The sequence below is a fragment of the Sphingomonas sp. 320_CC genome (genome assembly GCF_059691795.1).
The window spans coordinates 1072028-1086675 of the sequence record NZ_JCAWAE010000001.1 but is presented as its reverse complement, the minus strand read 5'-3'; the positions used below and the strand labels follow the sequence as shown (position 1 = coordinate 1086675).

Sequence of the window (14648 nt, the reverse complement as noted above, 5' to 3'; positions counted from 1 at the left end):
CGGTCAGCTTCCCTCAATTTTCCGCAAAGAGCTCACAAAGCGCTCGAACAGATATAGGCTGTCCTGCGGCCCTGGGCTTGCCTCCGGATGATACTGCACGCTGAACGCGTTCCGGTCGGTCAGTTCCAGCCCCGCATTCGACCCATCGAACAGCGACACATGCGTCTCGCGGACGTTGGCCGGCAGGCTGTCGCGCTCGACCGCGAAGCCGTGGTTCATGCTGGTGATCTCGACCGCGCCGTCGGACAGGCGCTTGACCGGGTGGTTGGCGCCGCGGTGGCCCTGGAACATCTTGGTCGTGGTCGCGCCGACCGCGAGGCCGAGCAGCTGGTGGCCGAGGCAGATGCCGAACAGCGGCTTGCCCGTCTCCAGCAGCTGGCGGATCACCGGCACCGCGTATTCGGCGGTCGCGGCGGGATCGCCGGGACCGTTCGACAGGAAGATGCCGTCGGGGGCGAGCGCCATCACGTCGTCGAAGCTGGCGGTGGCGGAGACGACGGAAACCTTGGCGCCTGCCTCGACGAGGTTGCGGAAGATGTTGCGCTTCGAGCCATAATCGATCGCGACGACGTGCGGGCGCACCTTCTGCTCCCCTTCCGCGGAGCGGGAGGGGTCGGGGGAGGGCATGGCCTCAGGCGGGGTCGGCGCTGATTGGTCAGCCCCTCCCCCGACCCCTCCCGCAAGCGGTAGGGGAGCAGAAGCGCCCTCTCCTGCTGGCGAGCTGTTCCCGTAGCCGAAGCCCAGCTTCCAGACACCGCCGGGAGCATCCTCACCCCAGCCATAATGCATCTCGGTCGAGACGTCCTTGGCGAGGTCCATGCCCTCCAGCCCCGGCCACGCGCGCGCCATCGCCAGCAGCGCCGGCACGTCGAACTCGCCACTAGCCGAATGCGCGATCACGCCATTAGGCGCACCCGCCACCCGGATCCGCCGCGTCAGCGCACGCGTGTCGACCCCCGAAAGGCCGATCCGCGCATGCCGCTTCATCCAGCCATCGAGCCCCTCGACCGCGCGGAAGCTCGACGGCTGCGTCAGGTCCTCGCGGACGATGATGCCGAGCGCATGCGGGTCGTCCGCCTCGACGTCGTCGGGGTTCGCGCCGACATTGCCGATGTGCGGGAAGGTGAAGCAGATCATCTGCCCGGCGAAGGACGGGTCGGTCAGCACCTCCTGATAGCCGGTCATCGCGGTGTGGAAGCACACTTCGCCGACCGCACTGCCCTCTGCGCCGAACCCGCGACCCCAGATCACGTCGCCATTGGCGAGGATCAGGACGCCTGTTGCACCGGCAGGCATGGCTATAGGCTGGGCGTCGGCCATCAGGCTGGGCACTCTCTTTACGTTGACGATGTCGCTAAGTGGTGTCCGCTAAGGCCGGCGTGCCGCAGCGTCAATCTGTTAAACGGGCGGCGGACGCGCTATCCCGCCTGGCTACGCACGAACCACCTGAAAGACCAGTACATGATTCGCGACGACATCAAGGCTGCGCAGCTGACCGCCATGAAGGCCGGCGACAAGCAGAGCCGCAACGCTATCTCGTTGATCCAGGCCGCGATCAAGAACCGCGACATCGAAGCGCGTGCCCCTCAGTCCAAAGACGGCAAGGCCCCCGAGAGCGACGACGCGCTGGTGGTCGAAGTGCTGCAGAAGATGGTCAAGCAGCGCCGCGAGTCGATCGAGATGTTCTCGAAGGGCGGCCGCCAGGAGCTCGCCGATGCGGAAACGGCCGAGGTCGCAGTGATCGAGCGCTTCCTGCCGCAGCAGATGAGCGAGGCGGAAACGACCGCGGCGATCCTGGCGATCAAGGACGAACTCGGCGCGACCGGCATGAAGGACATGGGCCGCGTGATGGCGGAGCTGAAAGCACGCCACGCAAGCGAGCTGGACATGAGTAAGGCAAGCGGCCTCGTAAAGGCGGCGCTGAGCTAACTGCTCCCCTCCCGCTCGCGGGAGGGGTCGGGGGAGGGCAGTGCCCAAAAGGAGACGGAGCATTGGAACAACGCACCCGCATCCGAGACCTCCGCGCTCACCCGACGCGTGCAGAGAGCGCGCTGTGGCAGCACCTCGCCGCTCGCAGGACTTCGGGCGTGAGGTTCAACCGCCAAGTGCCGATCGGCCCGTTCATCTGCGATTTTGTCTCTCGCGGGTCCAAGCTCGTAATCGAGGTCGATGGCGGCCAGCATGACTGGCAATCCGACGAAGATGCGCGGCGAACGCGCTTCATCGAACACCAAGGCTACCGTGTGATCCGGTTCTGGAACAACGACGTGCTGGAGCGGATGGAGGGCGTGGTGGCCGAGATCGGGCGCGTGCTCGCGGAACGCCCCTCCCCTAACCCCTCCCGCAAGCGGAAGGGGGACTCTGTTACGCTCGCCGCAAACGCCGCCCCCCTTCTGCTCCCCTCCCGCCTGCGGGAGGGGTCGGGGGAGGGCTTGGCCGCGCAAACCACCCCCACCAAAGTCACCCCATGGCGCTAACCCCACAATTCCTCGACGAACTCCGTGCCCGCACCTCGCTCTCGGCCCTCGTCGGCAAGACCACCAAACTCACCAAGGCCGGTCGCGAGCACAAGGGCTGCTGCCCGTTCCACAACGAGAAGACCCCCTCCTTCTACGTTAATGACGACAAAGGCTTCTACCACTGCTTCGGCTGCTCGGCGCACGGCGACGCGATCAAGTGGATGACCGACCAGCGCGGCCTCCCCTTCATGGACGCGGTGAAGGAACTCGCGCAGGCCGCCGGGATGGACATGCCCGCGATGGACCGCCAGTCCGCCGCCAAGGCCGAGCGCGCCAAGGGCCTGCACGAGGTCATGTCCGACGCCGCCGACTGGTTCACGGAACAACTCAACGGCCTCCCCGGCACCGAAGCCCGCGCGCTCCTCGACCGCCGTGGCATCAGGCCCGAGACGGCGCGCGCGTTCGGCATGGGGTTCGCCCCCGACAGCCGCGGCAAGCTCAAGGCCGCGCTGAAGGACTATGGCGACCCGATGCTGGTCGAGTCCGGCATGCTCATCTCGGTAGAGGGCAAGGACCCGTACGACCGGTTCCGCGGCCGCCTGATGATCCCGATCCGCGACCCGCGCGGCCGGACGATCGCGTTCGGCGGGCGCGTGCTCGACGGCGGCGAGCCGAAATACCTAAACTCCCCCGACACCCCGCTCTTCGACAAGGGCCGCACGCTCTACAATCTCGACAAGGCCGCCCCCGCCTCGCGCAAGTCCGGCCGCGTGCTCGTGGTCGAGGGCTATATGGACGTCATCGCGCTAGCCCAGGCCGGCTTCGGCGAAGCGGTCGCGCCACTGGGCACCGCGCTCACCGAAGCGCAGCTCGAACGGCTGTGGCGCATGGTCGACGTCCCCCTGCTCTGCTTCGACGGCGACGGCGCCGGCCAGAAGGCGTCGCTCAGGGCCGCACACCGCGCGCTCCCGATGCTAGCCCCCGGCCGCAGCCTAGCCTTCGTCACGCTCCCACAAGGCCAGGACCCCGACGATCTGGTCCGCGCAGGCGGCCCCGCCGCGTTCGAGGCGTTGCTCAAAACCCCCGAACAACTCGTCGACCGGCTCTGGGCCTCCGAAGTCGCCGCCGAGGCGCTCGACACTCCCGAACAGCGCGCCGGCCTCAAGCGCCGCCTCCACGAACTCGCGGAGGGCATCGCCGACCCGTCGGTGAAGCAGCAATACCACGCCGAGTTCAAGAACCGCTTCTACGAGCATTTCAAACCGGTGCGCGCGCCCTTCGTGCCCCGCGGCGAGCGCCCCAAGGGAGGCTGGAAGCCCCCCGCCGCGCCCGTCACCGAAGACGCGAAGGCCTTCCTCGCGACCGGCATCGACCGGGTATTGGCCAAGGCCGTGCTCGCCGGCCTGATCCGCCACCCGGTCGAGATCGCGCGCCACATGGAGGTGCTCGGCTCGCTGCAAATGATCAACGGCGCGCTCGGGCGATTGTTCGAAGCGGTCGTAGATGTTGCACTTGAGGACCAGAAGCTTGATAGCGGGCGCTTGCTCACCATATTGGCGAGGTCCGGTTTCAATTCAGTCGCGAGTGACCTGTTGAGAGCCGATACGATGCCCTATTCGTTCACGCAGACCACGGCCGATCCAGCCCGCGTCCGTGCCGACCTCGACGAGGCGATCGCGATCATGGTCGCCCGCCCTGAGGTAGACGCGGCACTCAAGCAGGCGACCGCGGCGATGCAGACGCACTTCACCGAAGATGCGTTCGAACGACAAGTGGCTATGGTAAGAGAGAAACAGGCGTTGGAAGTCCGACTTGCAAATCTTGTACAGTCGAACGAAGACGCCCGAGCGTTGGGTACCGAGGGCGATTGATGGCTAAGGCGAACATGGCGGAACCCGCCGAGACGAACGAAACCGGCGATGCGCCGCTGATCGACATGAACGATGCGTCGATCAAGAAGGTCATCGCGCGCGCCAAGAAGCGCGGCTACATCACCTATGAGCAGCTCAACGAAGCGCTGCCGCAGGGCGAGATGTCGTCCGACCAGATCGAGGACATCAGCGCCGCGCTGAGCGAGATGGGCATCAACATCGTCGAGAACGACGAAGCCGGCGAGGACGGCGAGACCGAGCCCGCCAAGGACGACGAGGACGAGCCGGAGGCCGCCGACGCGGATGCCGACACAGGCCCCGCGATCGAGAAGAAGAAAGAGACCATCGATCGCACCGACGATCCGGTCCGCATGTACCTGCGCGAGATGGGCGCGGTCGAGCTGCTCAGCCGCGAGGGCGAGATCGCGATCGCCAAGCGGATCGAGGCGGGTCGCGACACGATGATCCTCGGCCTGTGCGAATCGCCGATCACCTTCAACGCGATCATCGACTGGTCGACCGCGCTGAACGAGGGCACGATGCAGCTGCGCGAGATCATGGATCTCGACGCGATGCTGTCGAAGGACCCCGCCCCCGAAGCGATGGCCGAGGACGGCGAAGCCGACGACGGCGAGATCAGCGAGAAGAACGCCGGCCCCTCGTTCAAGGAAGAGGCCGAGCCCGAAGAGCCGTCCGCCGACGAGGACGAGGACGGCGAGCGCCGTGCCCCGCGCGCATCGGACGACGAGGAGGAGGACAACACCCTCAGCCTCGCGCAGATGGAGGAACAGCTCAAGCCGATTGCGCTCGAGCGGTTCGCCAGCATCACCGCACTCTACAAGAAGTTCAGCAAGATCCAGCAGTCGCGCGTCGACGCGATGGGCATCGGCGGCGATTTCTCCGCGGCCGACGAGCGCAAGTACCAGAAGCTGCGCGAGGAACTCACGGCGGAGGTCGAGAGCGTCCAGTTCCACAACGCCAAGATCGAATATCTGGTCGATCAGCTCTATGCCTATAACCGTCGCCTCACCGCGCTGGGCGGCCAGATGCTGCGCCTTGCCGAGCGCCACAAGGTGCCGCGCAAGGACTTCCTCGATCGCTATATCGGTCACGAGATCGACGAGAACTGGCTGGCGACGGTCAACAAGGTCGACAAGAAGTGGACCGCGTTCGTCGCCAACGAGGGCGAGGCGGTCGAGCGCATCCGCGCCGAAATCGCCGACATCACGCAGCAGACCGGCATGGCGCTCACCGAGTTCCGCCGGATCGTCAACATGGTCCAGAAGGGCGAGCGCGAGGCGCGGATCGCCAAGAAGGAGATGGTCGAGGCGAACCTGCGGCTGGTGATCTCGATCGCCAAGAAATACACGAACCGCGGCCTGCAGTTCCTGGATCTCATCCAGGAGGGCAATATCGGCCTGATGAAGGCGGTCGACAAATTCGAGTATCGCCGCGGCTACAAGTTCAGCACCTACGCGACCTGGTGGATCCGCCAGGCGATCACCCGCTCGATCGCGGACCAGGCGCGGACGATCCGTATCCCGGTCCACATGATCGAGACGATCAACAAGCTGGTCCGCACCAGCCGCCAGTTCCTCCACGAGCAGGGCCGCGAGCCGACCCCGGAGGAGATGGCCGAGCGCCTCTCCATGCCGCTCGAGAAGGTGCGCAAGGTGATGAAGATCGCCAAGGAGCCGATCAGCCTCGAGACGCCGATCGGCGACGAGGAAGATTCGCATCTCGGCGACTTCATCGAGGACAAGAACGCGATCATCCCGGTGGATGCCGCGATCCAGGCGAACCTCAAGGAGACGGTCACGCGGGTGCTGGCGTCGCTCACGCCGCGCGAAGAGCGCGTGCTGCGCATGCGTTTCGGCATCGGCATGAACACCGATCACACGCTCGAGGAAGTCGGCCAGCAGTTCTCGGTTACGCGAGAGCGCATCCGCCAGATCGAGGCTAAGGCGCTGCGGAAGCTGAAGCATCCGTCGCGTAGCCGGAAGATGCGGAGCTTCCTCGACCAGTAAGGGTTGGGAATTGCTGATTGGACGAACGGGCCGCGGTGGAAACACTGCGGCCTTTTTTATATCTAGTAATCAGACCGTAGTTGCCTTGCTCCCTCCGAATGAATGCCCTCTAATAATTGTTGCGGGCTGAGCAATTGGGGGCGGTGTGAATAAAATTTACCAGTCGTTTGAGATTGGATTCAGGCGGCGATGGGCGCGCGGTCTTACGGCTGCGCTGAGCGTCCTCGGTACAGTCTGGCTCCTAACGGAGGTAGTCACCAGAGTATCAAAGGATACGAGTACCTGGCTCGACAGTAATGGTGCATTTTATTTAACTATTGCGGGCATCGTATCCGCCGCGGGCTTCTTAGTAGCGGTTTATGAGCGCAGAGAAGTCAGTTTTACTATCCCTACCACAGGGACAACCTTAAGCCTTAAATTCGGAAATATATTTGATGAAGCGACATACTGGATTGTCGCGGTTAATGAATACTTCGATAGCACTCTCGGCGACATCGTAGCATCGACCTCTCTGCACGGGCAGGTAATATCGCGAGTCTACGGCGGGAATGAGCAGAGTTTCCGGGCTGACGTAGACAAAGCGTTAGATGGCTATCAGGGCGTAACAGAGGCTAGAGCCAAAGGGCATCCGATCCGCTATCCACTGGGAACTGTCGCAGTCATCAAGAACGGCCCTCACAAGATTTATCTTATGGCGCTAACTAGGACCGACGCGGTGACGCACCGGGCAAATTCGACTGTACCTATCCTTTGGGATGCCTTAGGCGCCGCTCTTGCTGCGGTTGATCGAGCCGGTAACGGCGCTCCGCTCGCCATGCCCCTGATAGGCAATGGTCGTGCTAGCTTGAATATCGCGCCTCAGCATCTTCTCAGGCTTATCGCATTGAAGATCGTCGATGCATCAAGGTCGCACGATTTGCCACGGAAGATGACAGTCAACCTGTCCGATGATTGCTTTGAACATCTCGATATTGTCGAAATCAAGCGCGGCTGGAGCGTCGTCTAATGGGTTATCGGAACGGAACCTACATCGCCTTCCATGCTGAGGGTAAAGCCGATCCTACCGCTTCGGATATCAAGTACTATCGCATGTTGAAGGCTTGGCATCAGCACGATGATGTCGATTTTAAGTTTGTAAATAGCCATGATAAGGTTGCCGCTGTGCGAGACACAAGTTCTAGCCAAACTATCATGCGAAGCCTGCGTGCTAGGCTCGACAACTCCAAGAACATGGTTCTTATCGTCGGCCGCACCACCAAAAATGATACCGATTTTGTACCATACGAGATACAGTATGCTGCCGATACGTGCGGCATCCCAATCATAGTTGCCTATACCGGGTACGAGACAATTATGAACCCCGATGGTATGCGTTCAACTTGGCCCAAAGCTCTCGCTCTTCGGATTGATGCCGCCACTGTTCGCGCCGTCCATATACCCTTTAAGCGTCGCTTCATTGATACCGCGATCAAGCAATTTACTCTTTCGAGCCCTCCGGGTGACGGGCTAACCTATTATACTCGGCAAGCCCATATTAACATGGGTGCAACAATTTGAGAGCAAACGACATTTTGTGCCCCGGATAATCCTGTTCAACAAACCGTACGACGTCCTCAGCCAGTTCACTGACGTGAACAGTCCGACCCCGCGTGCGACGCTGTCGCAGTTCGTCGATGTGCCGGGCGTCTATCCGGCGGGGCGGCTCGACCGCGATAGCGAAGGGCTGTTGCTGCTGACCGACGACGGCCGCCTCCAGGCGCGGATCGCGGACCCGAAGTTCAAGCTGGCCAAGACCTATCTCGTGCAGGTCGAGGGCGATGCCGGCGAGGACGCGCTCGATCGGTTGCGGAGCGGCGTCCTGCTGAAGGACGGCGCTGCCCGCGCCGACGTCGAGCGGATCGCCGCGCCCGACCTCTGGCCGCGTGTGCCGCCGATCCGGGTCCGCGCGAGCATCCCCGATTGCTGGCTGAAAATCACGATCCGCGAAGGCCGCAACCGCCAAGTCCGCCGCATGACCGCCGCGATAGACCACCCCACGCTGCGGCTGGTCCGGTGGAGCATCGGCGACTGGACCGTGGCGGGTCTGGCGCCCGGCACGTGGCGCGACGTCTGACGGGCGCTTGAGGCGGGCTCACGGGTGCGTGGGGGGCGTACCTGTGGCGCGTACGCCCCACAGGTACGCCCATCAGGCGGGCAGCGTTCATTATTGCGGGCTGAGGGCCTCCTCACCCACGCCGTCATCCTGACGAAAGTCAGGACCCAGGATCACGAACGCCGCGCTACTTGGCTCTGGGTCCTGACTTTCGTCAGGATGACGGGACGGCGTTGGTTACGTCACGCCCGCCCAAGCCTCGTCATTCCCGCGGAGGCGGGAACCCAGACTGGCTGGCCTCGCACCATGATTACTGGCCCCCGAGGATATGGATCCCCGCCTGCGCGGGGATGACGATGCGTTGCGTGACGCGCGGGGTTTGCGTGATGGCGACGAAGGCGATGATGCCGATGGCAGCGCACGACGAAAACTCCCTCCCCTTCAGGGGAGGGTCGGGGTGGGGCATGCCACGCGAGCGCGCTCAATGTGGCAAGGCCTCGTGCGGTCCATACAGAGACCATCCCAATCCGCCAGCAAGACGTGTTTCCCCGCGAAGGCGGGGACCCAGACTGGGCTCCCGCCTTCGCGGGAGAACAAGGAAGCGGGCGCGCAAGAACAAGGAAGCGGCAATAGGCCTGCGAAGGAACGCGCGCGCCTGTCCGACCCGACAACCACCTCCGACGCCCAGGGCGGAGAGATCGCAGACACCACCGCCGTCGCCGCCGCCGGTCGACGTGCTAATCCGCTGTCCTACACGCGCCTCGGAGCGCACCCTCAGCGGATGCCCAACTCCGCCTATCCCGCATGCATCACCTCGGCCCAAAACGCCCCTATCGGCCCCCATATCGGGCCATGTGCAGAACGCTGTGAGACTGTGAACTTCGTGCACTTCCGCACTGCAGCATCCGCGCAAGACACTGATTTTACGCGCACAACGAAAAAGGGCGCGGGGACCATCGCCCCCGCGCCCCTCTTCAACGCAAACAGTCTCCGATTACTCGGCGGCTGCGGTGCCCTTGGCAGGGCGCATGTCGCGACGCTCGGCGATACGCGCTGCCTTGCCGGTGCGGCCACGCAGGTAATACAGCTTGGCGCGACGCACGGCGCCCTTGCGGACGACTTCGATCGAATCGACGTTCGGCGAGTAGAGCGGGAAGACGCGCTCGACGCCCTCGCCGAAGCTCATCTTACGCACGGTGAAGTTCGAGCCCATGCCCTTGTTCGAGCGCGCGATGCACACGCCCTCGTAGTTCTGAATACGCGTGCGCTCGCCTTCGACGACCTTCACGCCGACCTTCAGCGTGTCGCCGGGGCGGAAATCGGGGATCGTCTTGTTGGCCAGGAACTTCGCGATGTTCTCGGCTTCGATCGTCTGCAACAGGTTCATGTCTCGTCCTCGTGTCGCTGCGCGCCAGAGGGCGACTGGACCCGAACGCCCTCATGGCGCTCCCAAAGGTCCGGTCGCCGTGACCGTGTATCGATCTCCGCGCGGCGTTTGCGCCATGCAGCGATCTTCGCATGATCCCCCGATCGCAGCACCTGCGGGATCGCGCGCCCTTCCCATATCTGAGGTCGGGTATAGTGTGGATATTCGAGCAGCCCCGTTTCGAAGCTCTCGTCATCCCCACTAGAAGCCGCGCCCATTACGCCGGGGAGCAGCCGAATGCAAGCATCGAGCAGCACCAGCGCGCCCATCTCGCCCCCCGAAAGGATGTAGTCGCCGATCGAGACCTCCTCGATCTCCCGCGCCTCGAACAGCCGTTCGTCGAACCCCTCGAACCGGCCGCAGAGAATGGTGACGCCGGGGCCTTGCGCGAGTTCGCGAACCCGCTCCTGCGTGAGAGGCTTCCCCCGAGGAGTCATGGCCAGCACCGGCCGCCCATCGGCAACGCTATCGATCGCCGAGGCCACCACGTCGGCCCGGAGCACCATCCCAGCCCCGCCCCCCGCCGGCGTATCGTCCACCGACTTGTGCTTGTCCGTCGCAAAGTCCCGGATCTGCACCGGCGAACAGGACCACCGCCCCTCCCCAAGCGCCCGCCCAGCGAGCGACGTCCCCAGCGGCCCCGGAAACATCTCCGGATACAGCGTCAATATCGTGGCAGCGAAAGTCACAGCGTCCAGTTCTCTATACGTTTGCGCCAGCGTGCGGCGCCGAATGCGCCCAGCACCTATACGGATCGGCGCAGTGGAACAATTACGCTGGCGAAACGCTCGCGGCCAATGGACGATTGCATCATCATCGGCGCCGGCCCGGCGGGCCTGACCGCAGCCATCTATCTTGCGCGGTTCCACCTCTCGATCCGCCTGTTCGATTGCGGCAGCAGCCGCGCCGCGCTCATCCCCTGCACGCACAACCATGCCGGCTATCCCGAAGGCATCCGCGGCACGGACCTGCTCGCGCGGATGCTGGCGCAGGCGGAGAACTACGGCGCCGTGCGCGAGGGCGTGAGAGTCGATGCGATCGAGGTGGACGACGACGGCTTCACCGTACGGCTCGGCGATCGCCGCGCGCGAGCCCGGAGCGTGCTGCTCGCCACCGGGGTCGTGAACAACCGCCCCAACATGCCCGACGCCATCCACGACGAAGCGCTTGAGGCGGGGCTACTGCGCTACTGCCCGATCTGCGACGGCTACGAAGTCACCGACAAGTGCGTCGGCATCATCGGCACCGGCGACCACGGCATGCGCGAGGCGCTATTCCTGCGCGGTTACACAAAGGACGTGACGCTGATCGCGCCCGAGGGCGGCCACGATCTCGATCCGACATGCGAAGCGGCGCTAGACGATGCCGGGGTCGTCCGCGTCGGAGGCCCATGCGGCAACTACGCAATCGAGGCCGACAAGCTCGCACTCGACACAGTCGAGGGACGGTTGTCGTTCGACAGCATCTATCCGGCCCTCGGATCGGTAATCCGTTCGGAACTCGCCGTCGCAGCAGGCGCGCGCGCATCCGAGGACGGGTGCCTGGAAGTCGACTCCCACCAGCGAACCTCAATCCCCGGCCTGTTCGCAGCCGGCGACGTCGTGAAGGGGCTCGACCAGATCAGCCACGCAATGGGGGAAGCCGGCGTCGCCGCGACGACCATCCGCAACATGCTCGCCGAACAGCGACCACTTCGACGGTAATCGCTACTCAACTTGGGAGAACAAGGCTTACTCAGCCGCGAACGAAGCCTCGACAATGAGCCGGTCGGTATCCCATTCAGGAACGGCCTCGGGCCGCATCGGTATCATGAACCGCTTGCCGGGCTTGTCGTCCACCGGAAGGCGTTCGATCTCGATCACGTCGCCCGCACCGAAATTATCGATCGCAACGACCCTTCCTATCGCCTCGCCATCGGTCGAGACGACATCGAGCCCGATCACATCCGTGTGATAATATTCGCCATCTTCCAGCGGCGGCAGCGAAGACCGCGGTACCGTCAGTTCGGTTCCGCGCATCGCCTCGGCGGCGTTCCGATCGGCGACCTCGGCGAAGCGCGCGATCATGCCGTTGTTGCCGTTGCGGGCGGACTTCAGCGACAGCGCGCCGTTGTTGAAGCTCTTATAGCTGCCGAAATTCTCGGCGAAGACCTTCAGCCGCACCTCGCCACCGATGCCGTGCGCACCGATGACGACGGCGAGCGTCACGTCAGCCTTGCGCGGAGCCTTCGTCACGGCCGGGGGTGTCGTCGGAGCCTTCGGCGGGGTCGTCGGCGGAGACGCCTTGGTTGGTGGCATCTTCGATGTCCTCGGGTGCGGGGGCTGTGCGGGGGTCGGTTTCGGGGGCCATCATGCGCTCCTGTTCAGGGTTACCGACTGGAGAACGCATGAAGTCCGGTTCGGGTGCGGTTACGCACGCGTAGATGGAGGGGACACTCAGGCCCCGCTCCCTCACCGTCATCCTGGGCTCGACCCAGGATCCAGAGCAACGGAACGCTTTCGTCCGTGGCTCTGGATCCCAGCTTTCGCTGGGATGACGAGCAAAGAATGGATCGGCCCTATCGGAACCGATCCATCCGCTATCTTACGAAGCGGCTTCTTCGGTCTCGGCAGCGGCAGGAGCCTCTGCCTCGGCAGCAGGTGCTGCCTTCGCAGCTGCCTCAGCCTCGGCAGCTTCAGCCGCCTTGGTCGCACGCTCTTCGGCGCGCTCGGTGGCCTTTTCGCCGGGCTTGCCCTTGTTCGGGTTGTTGCGCGCCGAACGCTCGAGCACGCCAGCCTGGTCGAGGAAGCGCGCGACGCGGTCGGTCGGCTGCGCGCCGACGCTCAGCCAATGCTTCGCGCGATCGGCGTCGAGCTGCACGCGCTGCTCGTTGTCCTTGGCGAGGAGCGGGTTGTAGTTGCCGATCTTCTCGATGAAGCGGCCATCACGGGGCGAACGCGCATCGGCAACGACGATCTTGTAGTAAGGACGCTTCTTGGAGCCACCGCGCGCGAGGCGAATGTTGATTGCCATGATATTTTCCTTCGTTTTCTAATGGATTCTCCGGCGCGAGCCGAAGTGTCGTGGTTGGATAAGGAGGTTATTTCTTCTTCAGAAAATCGTCGAAACCGGCAGGCATCTGCGGCATCTTGGGGCCACCCAGCCCCGGCAGACCACCGCCGCCGCCCGGCAGGCCACCGGCGCCAGCCTTGTTGAGCATGTCGCCCATCTGCGGCCCGCCGATCGCATTGCCGATGCCGCCAAGACCGCCGCCCAGGCCGCCCTTGCCGAGCATCGCCATCATGCCCTTCATGCCGCCCATCTTCTTGATCTTCTTCATGGCGGTCGACATTTCGAGGTGCATCTTGAGCAGCTTGTTGACCTCTTGGACGGTCGTCCCGGAGCCCTTGGCGATGCGGATCTTGCGCTTGGCGTTGATCAGTTCGGGCTTGTTGCGCTCCTTGATCGTCATCGATCCGATCATGGCGTCCATGTGCACCAGCACCTTTTCGCCCCCGACCGACGCGACCGCGCCCTGCGCCTTCTTCATGCCGGGGATCATTCCCGCCAGCGCACCGAGTCCGCCCATCCGCTGCATCTGCGCCAGCTGAGCACGCAGGTCGTTCATGTCGAACTGACCCTTGGCCATCTTCGCGGCCATGCGCTCGGCGTCTTCGGCCTGGATCGACTCCGCGGCGCGTTCGACCAGGCTGACGACATCGCCCATGCCGAGGATGCGACCAGCGACGCGTTCCGGATGGAACGCCTCGAGCGCATCGAGCTTCTCGCCGGTGCCGGCGAACTTGATCGGCTTGCCGGTGACCGCGCGCATCGACAGCGCCGCGCCGCCGCGAGCATCGCCGTCCATACGGGTCAGTACGATACCCGTCAGCGGCACCTGGTCGCTGAAGTTCTGCGCGACGTTGACCGCGTCCTGACCGGTCAGCGAGTCGACGACGAGCAGGATCTCGGCCGGGTTCGCGACGTCGGCGACCGCCTTCATCTCGTCCATCAACGCCTGGTCGACATGCAGTCGACCCGCGGTATCGAGCATCAGGACGTCATAGCCCTGGAGCTTTGCCGCCTGCATCGCGCGACGGGCGATATCGACCGGCTGCTGACCCTGCACGATCGGCAGGGTCGCAACGTCGATCTGCGTGCCGAGCGTCGCCAGCTGCTCCTGCGCGTTCGGGCGATTGACGTCGAGCGACGCCATCAGCACCTTCTTGCGCTCGCGACCGGCCTGGCCGAAATTGGCCTGTCCCGCCGCCAGCCGCTTGGCGATCTTGGCGGTGGTGGTCGTCTTGCCCGAGCCCTGAAGACCGACCATCATGATGACGGCCGGCGGCGTGACGCCTAGTTCGAGCTCGACGGCATCCGAGCCGAGCATCTCGACCAGCGCATCGCTGACGATCTTGACGACCTGCTGCCCCGGCGTGACCGAGCGCAGGACGTTCTGGCCGATCGCCTTCTCGGTCGCTTTCTCGACGAACTTGCGCGCGACGGGCAGCGCGACGTCGGCTTCGAGCAGCGCGACGCGCACCTCGCGCATCGCCGCGCGCACGTCCGCTTCGGTCAGCGCACCCCGGCCGCGAAGGCGGTCGAAGACGCCGCCAAGTCGATCGCTCAGGCTTTCGAACATCGAAATACTCCCATACACCGTTACCAAACGCAAAAGCGCCGGCGGGCGAAACCTCGCCGGCCAGCGTGCATCCTTGGATGCTCGTCCAATGCGCCCCGTAACGGAACGTGGCTGGTCCACTACTGGAAACCGGGTGGAAGTGCAAGACCGGT

The 14648-nt window shown here is 64.3% G+C and carries 15 protein-coding genes; 8 read left to right on the top strand and 7 right to left on the bottom strand.

What is annotated here, in order from left to right; genetic code table 11:
* Positions 1-3: 3 nt before the first annotated feature.
* A complete protein-coding gene (gene carA / locus AC59GX_RS05015) occupies positions 4-1320 on the bottom strand; it encodes a glutamine-hydrolyzing carbamoyl-phosphate synthase small subunit (RefSeq protein WP_426280837.1) in 1317 nt (438 codons plus the stop codon).
* Positions 1321-1461: 141 nt separating this feature from the next.
* Between carA and AC59GX_RS05010 the strand changes: the two genes are divergently transcribed.
* The 7 genes from AC59GX_RS05010 (at position 1462) to AC59GX_RS04980 (ending at position 8470) form a co-directional block, all read left to right on the top strand.
* Positions 1462-1929 (top strand): GatB/YqeY domain-containing protein, encoded by a 468-nt coding sequence (locus AC59GX_RS05010; RefSeq protein WP_426280838.1) that lies wholly within the window; start codon positions 1462-1464, stop codon positions 1927-1929.
* 62 nt (positions 1930-1991) lie between these two features.
* Positions 1992-2477 carry an endonuclease domain-containing protein gene (locus tag AC59GX_RS05005; protein ID WP_426280839.1) on the top strand — a complete coding sequence of 162 codons (486 nt, stop codon included), beginning with the start codon at positions 1992-1994 and terminating at the stop codon, positions 2475-2477.
* Entirely contained in the window at positions 2468-4330 is a 1863-nt protein-coding gene (gene dnaG, locus AC59GX_RS05000; RefSeq protein ID WP_497301141.1) for a DNA primase, read from the top strand. Before AC59GX_RS05005 ends, dnaG begins: the two co-directional genes overlap by 10 nt.
* Positions 4330-6357: an RNA polymerase sigma factor RpoD gene (gene rpoD / locus AC59GX_RS04995; RefSeq protein WP_056062280.1), complete on the top strand. Its 2028-nt coding sequence runs from the start codon at positions 4330-4332 to the stop codon at positions 6355-6357. Before dnaG ends, rpoD begins: the two co-directional genes overlap by 1 nt.
* 145 nt (positions 6358-6502) lie before the next feature.
* Complete coding sequence (locus AC59GX_RS04990; protein WP_497301139.1) at positions 6503-7363, top strand: macro domain-containing protein; 861 nt, start codon at positions 6503-6505, stop codon at positions 7361-7363.
* Positions 7363-7914, top strand: a complete 552-nt coding sequence (locus AC59GX_RS04985; protein ID WP_426280842.1) for a TIR domain-containing protein — start codon at positions 7363-7365, stop codon at positions 7912-7914. The genes AC59GX_RS04990 and AC59GX_RS04985 overlap by 1 nt, the downstream gene beginning before the upstream one ends.
* Positions 7915-7930: 16 nt before the next feature.
* A complete protein-coding gene (locus AC59GX_RS04980; protein WP_426280843.1) occupies positions 7931-8470 on the top strand; it encodes a pseudouridine synthase in 540 nt (179 codons plus the stop codon).
* Between the two features lie 973 nt (positions 8471-9443).
* Here AC59GX_RS04980 and rplS read toward each other — a convergent pair.
* Together rplS and trmD are read right to left on the bottom strand one after the other, a co-directional pair.
* Positions 9444-9836, bottom strand: coding sequence for a 50S ribosomal protein L19 (rplS, locus tag AC59GX_RS04975; protein ID WP_031395442.1), 393 nt, complete (start codon positions 9834-9836; stop codon positions 9444-9446).
* On the bottom strand, positions 9833-10564 hold the full coding sequence (trmD, locus tag AC59GX_RS04970) for a tRNA (guanosine(37)-N1)-methyltransferase TrmD (protein WP_426280847.1): 732 nt from the start codon (positions 10562-10564) through the stop codon (positions 9833-9835). Before trmD ends, rplS begins: the two co-directional genes overlap by 4 nt.
* A gap of 108 nt (positions 10565-10672) precedes the next feature.
* On the opposite strand from trmD, the gene AC59GX_RS04965 reads away from it, so the two are divergent.
* Positions 10673-11578: an NAD(P)/FAD-dependent oxidoreductase gene (locus tag AC59GX_RS04965; protein WP_426280848.1), complete on the top strand. Its 906-nt coding sequence runs from the start codon at positions 10673-10675 to the stop codon at positions 11576-11578.
* A gap of 27 nt (positions 11579-11605) precedes the next feature.
* Here AC59GX_RS04965 and rimM read toward each other — a convergent pair whose 3' ends face one another.
* The 4 genes from rimM to ffh all read right to left on the bottom strand — a co-directional run bounded on the left by rimM (position 11606) and on the right by ffh (position 14496).
* Complete coding sequence (gene rimM / locus AC59GX_RS04960; RefSeq protein ID WP_426280849.1) at positions 11606-12109, bottom strand: ribosome maturation factor RimM; 504 nt, start codon at positions 12107-12109, stop codon at positions 11606-11608.
* The gene (locus AC59GX_RS04955) at positions 12084-12224 is read right to left on the bottom strand and encodes a hypothetical protein (protein WP_165895105.1); all 141 of its coding nucleotides are present in this window, start codon (positions 12222-12224) and stop codon (positions 12084-12086) included. Before AC59GX_RS04955 ends, rimM begins: the two co-directional genes overlap by 26 nt.
* Positions 12225-12458: 234 nt before the next feature.
* Complete coding sequence (rpsP, locus tag AC59GX_RS04950; protein WP_056062272.1) at positions 12459-12887, bottom strand: 30S ribosomal protein S16; 429 nt, start codon at positions 12885-12887, stop codon at positions 12459-12461.
* 67 nt (positions 12888-12954) lie between these two features.
* Complete coding sequence (gene ffh / locus AC59GX_RS04945) at positions 12955-14496, bottom strand: signal recognition particle protein (protein ID WP_497301134.1); 1542 nt, start codon at positions 14494-14496, stop codon at positions 12955-12957.
* Positions 14497-14648: the final 152 nt, after the last annotated feature.